This is a genomic window from Shewanella sp. NKUCC05_KAH (assembly GCF_019345585.1).
In the GTDB taxonomy this organism is placed as follows: Bacteria; Pseudomonadota; Gammaproteobacteria; order Enterobacterales; family Shewanellaceae; genus Shewanella; species Shewanella oncorhynchi.
This window is the reverse complement of sequence record NZ_JAHKQZ010000017.1, coordinates 50,194-62,583: the sequence shown is the minus strand read 5'-3', so window position 1 is coordinate 62,583 and position 12,390 is coordinate 50,194. Positions and strand designations below refer to the sequence as shown.

Annotated in this window: 13 protein-coding genes; 6 read left to right on the top strand and 7 right to left on the bottom strand. The window is 42.5% G+C overall.

Annotated features, from left to right (window positions below; genetic code table 11):
• Nucleotides 1-21 precede the first annotated feature (21 nt).
• Nucleotides 22-189 carry a YqaE/Pmp3 family membrane protein gene (locus KO533_RS15565; RefSeq protein WP_006079767.1) on the bottom strand — a complete coding sequence of 56 codons (168 nt, stop codon included), beginning with the start codon at nt 187-189 and terminating at the stop codon, nt 22-24.
• Nucleotides 190-448: 259 nt separating this feature from the next.
• Here KO533_RS15565 and KO533_RS15560 point away from each other — a divergent pair, with 259 nt between their 5' ends.
• The gene (locus KO533_RS15560) at nt 449-1,618 is read left to right on the top strand and encodes a GGDEF domain-containing protein (protein ID WP_219255006.1); all 1,170 of its coding nucleotides are present in this window, start codon (nt 449-451) and stop codon (nt 1,616-1,618) included.
• A 26-nt stretch (nt 1,619-1,644) separates the two neighbouring features.
• Here KO533_RS15560 and KO533_RS15555 read toward each other — a convergent pair whose 3' ends face one another.
• The 4 genes from KO533_RS15555 to KO533_RS15540 are packed head-to-tail and all read right to left on the bottom strand — an operon-like array spanning nt 1,645 to nt 4,936.
• Complete coding sequence (locus KO533_RS15555) at nt 1,645-2,337, bottom strand: TIGR01621 family pseudouridine synthase (protein ID WP_219255004.1); 693 nt, start codon at nt 2,335-2,337, stop codon at nt 1,645-1,647.
• A 33-nt stretch (nt 2,338-2,370) separates the two neighbouring features.
• The gene (locus KO533_RS15550) at nt 2,371-3,627 is read right to left on the bottom strand and encodes a HAMP domain-containing histidine kinase (RefSeq protein ID WP_105251097.1); all 1,257 of its coding nucleotides are present in this window, start codon (nt 3,625-3,627) and stop codon (nt 2,371-2,373) included.
• 49 nt (nt 3,628-3,676) lie between these two features.
• Nucleotides 3,677-4,354, bottom strand: coding sequence for a response regulator transcription factor (locus KO533_RS15545; RefSeq protein ID WP_006079763.1), 678 nt, complete (start codon nt 4,352-4,354; stop codon nt 3,677-3,679).
• A 60-nt stretch (nt 4,355-4,414) separates the two neighbouring features.
• Nucleotides 4,415-4,936, bottom strand: a complete 522-nt coding sequence (locus KO533_RS15540; protein WP_113941345.1) for a hypothetical protein — start codon at nt 4,934-4,936, stop codon at nt 4,415-4,417.
• A 484-nt stretch (nt 4,937-5,420) separates the two neighbouring features.
• On the opposite strand from KO533_RS15540, the gene KO533_RS15535 reads away from it, so the two are divergent.
• Nucleotides 5,421-5,585, top strand: a complete 165-nt coding sequence (locus KO533_RS15535; RefSeq protein ID WP_105251095.1) for a hypothetical protein — start codon at nt 5,421-5,423, stop codon at nt 5,583-5,585.
• 38 nt (nt 5,586-5,623) lie between these two features.
• Here KO533_RS15535 and KO533_RS15530 read toward each other — a convergent pair whose 3' ends face one another.
• Nucleotides 5,624-6,364 carry an EAL domain-containing protein gene (locus tag KO533_RS15530; RefSeq protein ID WP_219255002.1) on the bottom strand — a complete coding sequence of 247 codons (741 nt, stop codon included), beginning with the start codon at nt 6,362-6,364 and terminating at the stop codon, nt 5,624-5,626.
• 229 nt (nt 6,365-6,593) lie between these two features.
• On the opposite strand from KO533_RS15530, the gene KO533_RS15525 reads away from it, so the two are divergent.
• From KO533_RS15525 to KO533_RS15510, 4 genes are all read left to right on the top strand, one after another.
• The gene (locus KO533_RS15525; protein ID WP_212600251.1) at nt 6,594-7,313 is read left to right on the top strand and encodes a hypothetical protein; all 720 of its coding nucleotides are present in this window, start codon (nt 6,594-6,596) and stop codon (nt 7,311-7,313) included.
• Nucleotides 7,314-7,334: 21 nt separating this feature from the next.
• Nucleotides 7,335-7,823, top strand: coding sequence for a CS1 type fimbrial major subunit (locus KO533_RS15520; protein ID WP_212600250.1), 489 nt, complete (start codon nt 7,335-7,337; stop codon nt 7,821-7,823).
• Between the two features lie 104 nt (nt 7,824-7,927).
• A complete protein-coding gene (locus tag KO533_RS15515; protein WP_219255000.1) occupies nt 7,928-10,396 on the top strand; it encodes a CS1-pili formation C-terminal domain-containing protein in 2,469 nt (822 codons plus the stop codon).
• A complete protein-coding gene (locus tag KO533_RS15510) occupies nt 10,393-11,601 on the top strand; it encodes a hypothetical protein (RefSeq protein WP_219254998.1) in 1,209 nt (402 codons plus the stop codon). The genes KO533_RS15515 and KO533_RS15510 overlap by 4 nt, the downstream gene beginning before the upstream one ends.
• Before the next feature lie 2 nt (nt 11,602-11,603).
• Here the strand turns inward: KO533_RS15510 and KO533_RS15505 are convergent, their stop codons facing one another.
• A complete protein-coding gene (locus KO533_RS15505; protein ID WP_168826430.1) occupies nt 11,604-12,242 on the bottom strand; it encodes a response regulator transcription factor in 639 nt (212 codons plus the stop codon).
• Nucleotides 12,243-12,390: the final 148 nt, after the last annotated feature.

The window sequence follows — 12,390 nt, the reverse complement described above, 5'->3', positions numbered from 1 at the left end:
TATTGTGTGGAAGAAAGCAAATTATGCCTTGGTCACGACCCAGAGTGCGTGTAATAAACCAGGGAACCAGAACAGTAAACATAACACGATGTTTATTAGCAGATCTTTACCCGCTCCCGCCTTCAAAAATACAGCAACTGGGGGCAATAAAATCGCAATAATGACTAAAAGTAGTTTATTTGTATCCATAACAGAACATCCTCAAAACGGAGATTGTAGGCAAATCAACAAGATCTAACTTCGCAGGAAGACTCAGAATTTGCAAACCTTTTAGTTTGCAAGGCGTAAATAATCCCAGCCGCAGCCTAAATGAAGGCCCTTACCATTCCCTAAAATGAAAAAGGATATTAAACCCATTATCCGTCCAGAGTAGACTAAGATATCCAGTAAACTCCAACCAAAAATCCCTAAAAGCATCTATAGTTAAAGAAAAATATGAAGTAAAAGAATGATATTTGATCCCCAAGCCTTATTACTCATCAAGTTTATTTGCCTGCTGACTAGCACGGCTGCCGTCGCATGGGGACTCATTGCACAACCTTTAAAAATTGCCACTCAAGCCAGTATGCGCTTTTCTCTGGCGAACTTGTTCGTCCTCCTTGGCATCATACTCAACAGCCAACGCACCGAAGCCTCCAGTTACTTTTTTTGGTTCTGCTCGGATATGGCGATTTTATTTGGCTTCATTCTAGCGCGTTGGGGAACGAAGGCGCTTTTCAGACTCAAGCCCAGCGTAAAATCGGATCTTATTCTTTTAGCACTCACCGCTGGTGTGATGCTCTTGGTTCCACCTAATTTCAGCTCCGAACGCATTTTGGCCATCGTATTCTCAGCCTGCGCCGCGCTCATTTTCGCCATGTTAACTCGAGATAACTATCTTGCCATCAAACGCGATACGGGAAATCGAGTTGCCATCGCTATGGTTATGCCTTTAGTCGCCATGGTGGGTATTTTTATCATTCGTATCTTTATCGCCTTACTCTCTCCCGAAGAAAGTCCGATGTTTATCGCCATGCACACACAAGAAGCCATACCTGTGCTTTGGTTCTATGTCTTTCTGGCCCTATTGATCAATATCGTGATGATAGGTAATGCCATGACTCGGCTTGTCAGTAAAATCCGCATGTTAGCGGAGCGGGACCAACTTACAGGCCTGTGGAATCGCCGTGCTATGCATAAGTTTTTAAACAATATCCATCAACGCTGGCTGCGGGATAAAGTACCTTACAGTATGATTTTATTGGATCTTGATCATTTTAAAGACATCAACGATCAATATGGGCACGATGCGGGCGATCTCGCCCTGCTGACGGCGGCGAGACTGTTTGGATCAGTATTGCGAGAAAATGACGCCCTATGTCGTCACGGTGGAGAGGAGTTTCTGGTAATTTTACCCGCAACTGATGCCCCCGCGGCCAGAGTCGTCGCCGAGAAATTGCATCAAGTACTTAAGGATAATTCATTTATATGGCAAGGTGTTACGATAAAAATCCATGTCAGTTTAGGTTACGCCACGATTTATCAAGGATGCCAACCTGACAAACTACTCATTCAAGCAGACCAAGCTATGTACCGCGCAAAATCTGAGGGCAGAGACCGTATTTGCCAAGCTTGCTAGGCTTTCGCAACATAACGCTGCAAAGATTAATCTCCTTTCGCAGGCCAAGCCAAAGTCTCGGGCTCACGCCATGAAACTAGCGCCTCAGTGACACCTTCAGCGTCAAAATGCTCACCTTGAGTCGGCAAATCCCGATAAGCGTAATCACGCCAACCTGTCACGTCATCACCATAGCGAAAATGCAGACAATATGCATGCAGATAACACCGATCCGCAGCATCTCCGCCGTATAAATCATCCCCTAAAATGGGTACACCTAAGCTCGCCAAGGCAACTCTTAATTGATGGGTTTTACCTGAGTGGGGTTTAAGCAAATATAAACGCAATCCCTCGCTAACACTCAAGGAGAAAAACTGCGTAATCGCTGGATTCTCTTTAGTCCGCAGTAACTTAAACATGCTACGACGCGACTTTGCCATGTCACCAATCACCCAGCCTTGCTTCTTCTTCGGCTTGCCTTTCGCGAGGGCGAGGTAATATTTCTGCACTTTATGGGCGGTAAACAGCTCAGTAAATTGCTTGGCGGCGACCGCGCTCTTAGCCAGAATCAACAGACCGGACGTGGGCGTATCGAGTCGATGAACAGCAAAAAGCTTAATCCCTAAATCTTGCTCAGCCTGCGCCACCACGCCTGCAGTCCCATCCTGACTGTGGAAATGCACTTTGGCTGATTTGGAAATAACAATAAAATCAGCCTCATCGGCTATGATTCGATACATGGAGTACTCGGCGTTGTAATGCGGATCATCGACTTAAAACTGAATAGTGACGACTAAGCCAGGATGATTATCCGTGAGATTAATTTTGGCATTGTGCCGTGAGAGAATCGCTTTGACCATAGATAATCCTAAACCAGTGCCCTGTAAATGTCGGCTAGGGTCGAGGCGCACTAAGCGTTCGAATACTCTTTCTTTACTCTCGTCTGGAATACCAGGGCCATTATCGCGGATCTGAATTTGTGGGCCTGACTGAATAATCTCAATCCGCGCACCTTGGCCAGAATACTTCATCGCATTATCGACAAGATTATATAAGGCTTGGAATAATAAGTATTTATCACCAAAAACCTTATGATCTGTCAGTAACGATAAACTCAAGGTTTGCTCGTTAGATTCAGCCACAGCATCGGCCATATCCAATAAGTCAGTACACAGTTGCGCTAGGCTTAACTCCTGCAAATCGAGTGTCTGCTGACCTTCTTCGATACGCGTGAGCGATAACATGGCATCAAACGTCGCTAAACAATGATCGAGTTCCTCGGTCAAAATGGCGCAACCTTCGCTAATCTCATTGCTCGGCTTACTCGCCAACTCTTCAATACCAATACGGATATGTGACAGTGGAGTACGTAAATCATGGGCGATATTATCGGTCGCACCACGCACTGCCATCAGGTTATTTTCGAGAATATCTAGCACATTATTAAACTGCAGCGCCAACATATCGAACTCATCCTGACGCCAACTCAAGGGTAAGCGGGTGTCATAATGACCGCGTTCAATCTGTTCACTCAAGCGGTTGTATTGCACTAATCGACGTAAAATCGCCTTAGAAAATAGATAGCCGAGCGCTAAAGTCAACACTACGGTAAGCATGACAGCCGTCGCGGCGGCACTGATAAACTTATCAATTAACGTCGCTAAGTTATCGGTACGGGTCGCAATCAATACTGGGCCGTAGCGGGTCATCACCAGACCGCCGGTAAGAATATGCAGCTTATCCGGGCCACCGGTTAAGATAGGAAAATCCCGCGTTTGCGGCAGCATGGGCATGCCTTCGGGCATAAAGCTCAAGGCACCGACCATATCGTAGCTATTACGCCAAGCGATCAGGGCAGTTTGTGGATCGGCGGCGCGGATTTGAGCGGCAAAACTACGGCGATCAACCGTTAGGGCAAGTTGCTGATAACGTTGGGTCTCTGACTCTAAATATTGAGTCACTTGATACTGCTGCTCAATAATCAACTGTCGATAAAGGGCAAATAGCAACGCCCCGATGATCACTATCACTAAGGTCGAAAAAACGATTGTGATGCGCCAGGCGCTGCTTTGGTAAGGCTTAATGCCTTTGTCGTAAGCGATAACCCGCTCCCCTCACGGTTTCGATAAGCTCGCCATGGCCTAACTCTTCAAATTTACGGCGTAATTTTGCGATATGCACATCGATGACGTTCGTGCGCGGATCGAAGTGATAATCCCACACTGCTTCGAACAATAAGGTGCGGCTAATAACTTGATTAGCATGTTCCATCAGATACTTAAGTAACTGGAACTCTTTTGGCTGTAGCATCAACTCCTGCCCGTCTAAAGTGACATTACGGGTCAGTAACTCCATCTTCAAACCACCAACAACGAGATCAGTGGTCACAGGCACAGATTGCCCACGGTGCATCAGTTTTTCAGCGCGGACTAATAACTCGGAGAAAGCAAACGGCTTAGTCATATAGTCGTCACCACCTGCCCGCAAGCCTTTTACTCGCTCATCAACGTGCGCTAAAGCGGATAAAATCAGCACTGGTGTTTGATTACCCGTTGCCCTTAAGGCGGCCAGCAATTTTAAGCCATCGAGCTGAGGTAACATGCGGTCAAGGATCACGAGATCGTACTGACTACTCGTGGCGAGTGACAAACCTTGGTGGCCATCGCTCGCCGTTTCGATATTGTGGCCCTGCTCAAGAAATCCTTTGACGATGTAATCAATCGTCGTCGCATCATCTTCAACTAAAAGTATTTTCATCTGTATGTTGCGCTCCTCAATCTTAAGCACTCGTGTGAGCGCTCGATTGACTTAGATATTTCAATCCCACTTGAGTAAAGGTAACGGTCGTAAATTTTCGACATCAAAGGCCAACTTAAACTTACCCGTATCGTCTAGCAGCTTAAGTTCTAAGTAACTGATACCTAAGTCGTGGTCTAACTTTGCTTCGGTTAAGAAGGCTTTATGATCTTTAGTAGCCTTAACGATTAGACCTGAAAAGGTTTGATCTTTTGCCGCGATCATACGCGTTGCCTCAACCTCACCCAGATCATCGGCGCTTACTTTACTCGCCTTTTGTTTCAGTAACTTACCATCACGGGCACGATATTCAAACCGCGTTATAGAGTTTGCTAAAGGATTAATCAACTCAAACTGATAGACTAATTCACCCTCTTGCTCTTCCATATGAAATTCGGCAATCACACCGGAGAACCCTTTTTCAATCTGCTGCATAACGCTCAACGGCGGTACATAGTCTCCACCCGCAAACATCGAATACATGCTCTGAGCCGCCGTTGCGACACCAGATACCAACATGAATCCTAGCAACCATAGTCTCATGGCCCCTCCATTTAAATCAGCTAAGTTTGTATCTTATGAGACAATCAGTTAGAAGTCGATGGACCTATTGCGCCTGTATGCAATTCCAAGCTAATCCCTCACAATTTACCACTGGATATAGAATCACACTGTGTCAGCGTTAACTCTGGTTCGGCCATCAATTGATCTGAAATCCAACGTCAACAGAACCTAAATCGCTGATAAGCCAAACACTAAATCATTTTGTGGCTAATGTGTAAAGTCTACCTAATACCAGCTTAAACACCGATGGAAACAAGATTAAGCTTTGATCATCTGAGGATTTTTAAACATGACATTTTCAGTGATAACCCTCAATTTCGCCATTTAGAATCAAGAGGATTGAATTTTAGCGGGTATTTTAGTCTATCTGTGTCATTAAAAAGTGGGATTGGCAAATAAATCTCCCTCGACTAAAGTCAGATAACTTAGCGTCAGGTAACGGTATTTTTAAATCGGAGTGAAAATGAAACCAGTCATACGATGGATAAGCTTAAGCTTGTTACTAATAGCAGCATTAAGCGCTTATGCCTATGGCAGCGCCACCAGTGCATTGGTGTTCATCATCTTAGGCATGCTATTGGAAGGGACATTTTGGATTGGATTACTCGGTAAGCGAAAAACAAAATAAACAGCCTCAGTTAATTTGCAGCTAATGCGTGATTCGCCCTAACGATCCCAGTGTGAAATCGGCGCAGGCATAGCATAGGCATACCCCTGTTGATAATCGCATCCCAATAAGGTTGCCACATCAATGTGCGTCAAAGTCTCCACACCTTCACAAACAACCTGCATTCCTAATCGCTGTAAATACTCAACTAAGCTCGTCAACATACGCATTGAATGTGAAGAGCGACAAGCTTGCAGCAAAAGGGAACGGTCTAACTTGATGACATCATAGGGCAATACCATCATACGCAAGAAATTACATTCTTGGGTGCCAAAATCATCCAGTACGATGCTGGCTCCTCGTGCCCGTAACATTTCAATCAATTCATGCTGTTTATCATCTAATAAAGTGTGTTCTAACACTTCAAACCAAATTTTGATGCACAGCACTTTTGCTTGAAGCAACAGCATTTGTAATAAATTTTGGTAAGTCACACTGTATGGCATAGGATTTAAATTAATGGACAGTATGCCAACGCCTTGATCGGCTAATCGAGGTAAGTCTTTGATAATCGACCTCAACATCCATATATCAATATGCAAAGCAGCATTTTTATCTAACAATAAAAAATCAATACCTGTATATGCATGACGCTTGGCATCCCAACGGCGTGCAAGTGCTTCATATCCTATAACGGTTTTATCAACCCCGATAATAGGCTGATAAAAAGGCATAACCACATCAGACATAATGCAGCTTGCAATATCTTCACTCACTTTTTTACGCTTAACTGACAGCATAGATACCTACAGAATATTAATATATCTGACTTATTTTTAACTAAATTGGCACTCGTTTCTATCAGATAAATCCTAAAAACAAAAAATCACTGCACTTTATTATAGGACTATTCCTATTAACGCATAAAAATCATCCATATAAAATACAGCTAAAATGTTGTTCCAATCGAACAGCAACATCAACCAAAAATGAAATAAAGGCAACTCAATACAAGGTAACTCAATAATAATGCGATTATATTTAGCGCTGTTTGGTATTATTTTTTATAGCTCTCAAGTTTATGCTGCGGCAGAAATAAGCATAGGAACCTTATTTGACTATATGCCTAGCAATAAAACCACTTATTTGAAAAAAATAATGAACATAGGTGATTCAACCGCATTTATTAAAATATCGATTAACGAAATAAAATATGATGAAAATGGCCAACCCTATGAAGTGCCAGAACAGGAAACAGAAAACCGCGCCTTGATAGCGAGCCCGTCTCGCTTAATTATCCCAGCCAAGGGAGTACAAGCAACGAGATTGTTATTCTTAGATAAAAAAGACACAGAACGTTACTTTAGAGTTCGCTTTGTACCAGTGCAGCCAAAAAACAATGATGGATTTGATGAGCAAAAAACTGAAAAAATTCGTGAAGAACTCACGGCCGGAATACAAATACTAACAGGTTATGGGGCATTTTTATTTATCACCCCAGAAGAACCTAAATACTCAACTGAAATAACGGAAGACACAAATAGCGCAGAAATAAAAAATAACGGGAATACGACTATCATTTTAGATTTTTTTGAATCATGTAACAAAAAAACCAAAGAGTGTTCCACAGCGACCAAATTGCACATCTTACCCGGTTCAAAAAAACAACTGGTAAAAAATAGTAACGAAAGCTATCACTTTCAATTGATTGAAGGTGATAAAACCAAAAGCATAGTTATTGGTAACTAATGCATCCTAAAGGAGACTGTAATGAAAATATGGAAAGCGGCCCCAATAACCTTATTAGTGGCCATGAACTCATTTGCGGCTGAAAAGATTGAACATCAAGTCACTGTGATTGCACAAATTCCGTCAGAGAACTTTTTTGTGCAACCAACAGGCAATGATAACTGGATCAACAGCCAGCAAAAGTTAGCATATAACGCCCATACAAAAAAGCTAGATCAATTAAATAAGCAACTAGAAGTTAAAAGTACCATTGGTGCTATTACAGGTTACTTATCAAACCCAGCCATTATCGCCAGTGGCAATGATAATATTGCACTAACAGTTAAAGTGGGCGGTATTGAACTGAAGACATCTGCGACAGAATTAGTCGATGTCGACAATGCTAAAACGGGTAAAACCCTTGGACTAGAGATCATTCCAACTGTCCCAGCAAGCGGCTATGTCGCAGGTAACTACCAAGGCATGGTCAATATGATTTTCGAATCTGAAGCACCACCTAAAAAACCATAGAGATTTATTAAGTTAAATTTCAAAAAAGCTCCCGCAAAGGGAGCTTTATTAATTTTCAAGTTAACGACTCATGCTTTTCATTTTTTCGATATGAGGCAACACACTTGTCATCTTTGATCCTGACTATTCTGATCGCAACGCTAATCTTTAGCTCTTGCTCTTTGGCTAATAACACGCCATCGGACTCGCTCAAGCTGCTAAAGCAATATCAAGACTTACCTGATGGATTTTCTGAGCATTTTTTCAATGCCCCATTAACAGTAAGAATCACCATTGATAATAAATTGCTTGGCGAAGGTGAAATAGTGTTAGGACTCGATACCAGTGTGCAACTATTAAAACTCATAGACGTGAGCGAAAGCGATCTTGACGAACGTCAGCAACAATTATGGATAGCGCAATTAAACCAAAAACATAAGTTGGGTTTGTGCTCAAAAGGCTGTCAGGGCGGCATATTAGCGATTGAATATAATTTGGAGAACTCTCAATTATCTATTTTAACGGCCAATATCGAAAAGCAGCCATCAAACTCACACTACTATGCCTTGCCTGAACAAGGCAGCTACGGCGCGCTATTTCGACAACAACTCAATTGGAGTCAATCCAATGAGAGCGATTACGCAGGCCGTTATAATTTGCAAGCCCAAGCAAGTTTAGGCCAGTGGACCACACTGCTTGAAGGTGAAGTCACTCAAAATAATGAAGAGACACTCAACTCGACTATTCAACAGTTGTATACAGAACACCAAAACGAAGGACACTTCTATCGACTCGGGTATTTCTCCCCTTATGCCCAAGGTTTAGTTCGTCAGCCCATCATTTATAGCGGCAGCTCACAAGCTGTGATGGGCGTGATGTTGGGTGACTCTAATCAGTTATTGGTCGATCAAGCCTATGCCAGTGCCACACCCATTTATGTCACTCCGAATCGTGCAGGTGTGGTAGAAATCTATCAAAATGGACAATTGATCAACTCGCAACAGATTAACGCTGGCTTACAAGCCATTGATACTAAAGTATTACCATCTGGCATATATGAAGTTGAAATTCGGATTCTAGAAGATGGCCAAGTCACTGAACGTCGTCGAGAAATCATTAACAAACCCATTCAATGGCAAAACACTGAAGAACCCTTTCGGGTGAACTTGTTTGCTGGAGAAAAGTTACAAGATATAACGAATTGGGATGATGAAAGCAGACGCGGACTCAGCACGGGGGTACTCGCAAACTACTTATTAACACCGGCGATCATCCTTGGCGCCGCGGCTCAATTTATGGATAAAGGTTGGCACTACAGCATTTCGGCTGATTGGGACTGGAACCAACAACTGCGCTTTTTTGGTAACTGGGTGATGAATGAACAACAGGGCAGCGATTTTGATTTACAAGCAGTTTATAGCTATAGACACGGCAGCTTTGTACTCAGCCATCAGCAACAGCTCAATCAATCGCAAAGTAGTGATATCACGAACTCTAATCCCCAAAAGACGAGTGTATCTTTGCAACATAACTTAGGAAATGGTCACTCTGTTTCGGCCTATTTGTCACATCAATCCGAGCAAGGTCAAGGAATTGACTTAGGTTGGCAGTACAGCGGCAAACTCTGGGGACGCCAAATGAGCTGGAGTTTAAATGCGTTCGATCGTCCTGGCAGCATTAACACTTCAGGCCAGCGCGACCAAGGCGGAGCACTTTATTTCAGTATGAACTTAGGCGATCAAACGCGTCGAATGGGTGGTGGCTTAGGCAGCAGAACTTCACGTTCTGGCGGGCAAGAACAGCATGCCTATATTGATTACCAACAGCAACTAGACTGGCGTGGCATTGAAACCATAGGGATGGGACTAAACACGGATAGCTATGGTGTTGGTGCAACCGCCAATAGCCGCTTTAGCAATAATATTGTTAGCGGGGATGCCTATGCACAGTCATCGTCCTATAACAGCGGCATCACAGGAGGTATCAACCTTGATAGCATGGTTGCACTGGGGCAACAGGGTGAACTCAGCATCTCAGGCCAAAGCCAAAACCACGATGCGGGCATGATAATCGATGTCATGGCTGATACCCCAGACATCCTTTTACAAGCAGAAGATGAGCACGGTGGCAGTGTCACCTTAAAGCCTGGGCGCAACTTAGTGCCAGTGACCGCCTATCGCAGTGGTAGCGTACAACTCGCCATACAGGACTTTGATGACACACCTTCAGTCATCCAACCGAGCGTATTGCATTACCACCTCAATAAGGGAGGCGTCAGTTACCAACAAATCAGAGTCATGAAGACTGTCACTGTGATTGGCCGCTTAGTGAATCAACAGGGATTGCCGCTTAAGGGCGCGCTTATCGCCAACCATGCAGGGCGCAGCTTAAGTGAAGCTGACGGATTTTTTGCCGTTGAAATGAGTGAACACCATCCGAGCTTGCAAGTGGAATATCAAGGTATACAAGAGTGCAACCTTGAACTCGATTTACACCGAGTTAAACGTGAACAGAATCTATTGCTATTAGGCAATATCACTTGTAATACCCAAACATGGGCACAGCAAACATTAACAGAGAGCCTAGCCAAGTGAACTATCGTTACGCTTTATATACTTTAATGGGATATCTACTACTTAGCCCATTAACAGAGGCAGCTACCATTCAAGTTACTGCTGAATATAAACCTGCGCCCTATGATATTAATGGTAGTAAGTTTATTAACACGACACCATGTTCAGTAGACTGGCAAGTAGAAGGATTCTGGTGTAACGGCACTGCCTCACTAGAAAAAGAGCAGGCTATAAATATACCAATAAAGATGACCTCACGACTCGTCAGCAATGATGATAAATTGGAGCATGCCATTACCTATCAGAAATTTACAGGCGAAAAGACCGTTGAGTTAACTAAAAAAGGTGGAGGATCCTCTCATAGAATGAAGTTTAAATTAACGCAAATTGGCGCAAGTCAAACACCAAATATTATAAAAGAAGCTGGCACAAGTGGGACACTTTGGCTAGAAACAACTGTGCAGGGTGATTGTAGTTTTAGACAACAAACTTGGGCTAGCCCAAGTATATTTGAATATTTCTATGATATAAAGAATGCCAACCAAAAACTAGGAGGGATTTGTTACAACAATATATTTAACACTACATTCACCTCAAAAAATATTACCCTCCAAAGGATTTATATTGGTTATAAACTGCAACCTCCCGATCCTTTAAAGATGGAAAATGGTACTTATAAAGGCAATATAACCCTGAGCCTTGGACGCAATAAAGATCTCGACTTTGGTGATGCAACCTATTCAGACTCAAACGTAACCATAGAATTTACCTTAAGGGTCACGCATCAACTTAAGTTAGAATTCCCTGCTGGCAGCAATAAAGTAATCTTGCAACCGCCTAAGGGCTGGGCACCATGGATGAACAGCGGAAAAACACCGCCCAACTTAAAGGCTGAATTGCCGTTTAAGCTTTGGTTTAGCGCACCATTTGATGTTTCATTGAGTTATTGCCAATATCAAAACAATGGCCAGTGCCAACTTAAAAACATTAAAAACAGTCACAAAACAAATATAGAAATCAGTTATATAAATGGTATAGGAAAATCAGTGCCGCTATCGACATCAAAGTACCATTTTACAAATACAGATGGGGAATATATCAATGTTGCAAGAAAGCTATTGTTTGAAATTAACAAAACCAACTTAACTGAAATGATGAAATATCCAGGAAGCACTTACCAAGGGGATGTAACTATTATGTTCGAGGCTGAAATTCCTCCATTTTAACATTAAAATAATCCCTGTTGCTGTGCATAATGAAACAATTCACTGTCACTTTTTAAACCGAGTTTTTGCATCGCATTGGTTTTTTGGGTACTTATGGTTTTTACACTGCGGTGTAAATAGCTGGCAACTTGAGTCACTGACATGCCGTTTGCCAGTAAACGTACCACTTCTATTTCTTTCAGTGAAAGTTCAACTGGGATGGTATATTGATTAATACCTTGTTCATTTAATAATTCACGGACAGTTTCGCCAATGTAAACAGAGCCTAACAATACTTTTTTAACTGTTTTTTCTAATTCGGCAATGACTGATTTTTTTAATAATAAGCCTTGTATTCCAATCTGTAACAGCGCTTGTAATACACCTAAATTATGTACTTGAGTCAACACTATTATGGGCAAATTTGGATATTTTCGTCTTAGCTGTTTAATCATGGCCATACCATCGACATTGTCATCATTAGGCATACTAAAGTCTGTGATCAATAAGTCACATTCATGTTGTTCTAATGTACGCCATAATTCGGAAACATTATTTGCTTCAGCAACAATGTCACAACTTGGCTGCATTTCAGCCATCAAACTACGCACGCCAGTGAGTATAATAGGGTGATCGTCGGCAAGGATGATCTTAAAAGCCATATATAACTCCTCGTGATAATGTGAACTTATGGATGCCTTATCTATACTACTTGGCATCGGTGTTTTTTTCGAGACTTAATACACTTTGGTCATAGAGATGAGTGCGACTCAAAAATTGCGTTACCAACTTCTTTGCATCTTCAGTTGC

Bases quoted from the DNA above. Each gene is read 5' to 3' on its own strand.
- KO533_RS15535 (WP_105251095.1), top strand. From the start codon at position 5,421: ATGAAACCAGTCATACGATGGATAAGCTTAAGCTTGTTACTAATAGCA.
- KO533_RS15530 (WP_219255002.1), bottom strand. From the start codon at position 6,364: ATGCTGTCAGTTAAGCGTAAAAAAGTGAGTGAAGATATTGCAAGCTGC.
- KO533_RS15565 (WP_006079767.1), bottom strand. From the start codon at position 189: ATGGATACAAATAAACTACTTTTAGTCATTATTGCGATTTTATTGCCC.
- KO533_RS15505 (WP_168826430.1), bottom strand. From the start codon at position 12,242: ATGGCTTTTAAGATCATCCTTGCCGACGATCACCCTATTATACTCACT.
- KO533_RS15560 (WP_219255006.1), top strand. From the start codon at position 449: ATGATATTTGATCCCCAAGCCTTATTACTCATCAAGTTTATTTGCCTG.
- KO533_RS15520 (WP_212600250.1), top strand. From the start codon at position 7,335: ATGAAAATATGGAAAGCGGCCCCAATAACCTTATTAGTGGCCATGAAC.
- KO533_RS15555 (WP_219255004.1), bottom strand. From the start codon at position 2,337: ATGTATCGAATCATAGCCGATGAGGCTGATTTTATTGTTATTTCCAAA.
- KO533_RS15525 (WP_212600251.1), top strand. From the start codon at position 6,594: ATGCGATTATATTTAGCGCTGTTTGGTATTATTTTTTATAGCTCTCAA.
- KO533_RS15545 (WP_006079763.1), bottom strand. From the start codon at position 4,354: ATGAAAATACTTTTAGTTGAAGATGATGCGACGACGATTGATTACATC.
- KO533_RS15540 (WP_113941345.1), bottom strand. From the start codon at position 4,936: ATGAGACTATGGTTGCTAGGATTCATGTTGGTATCTGGTGTCGCAACG.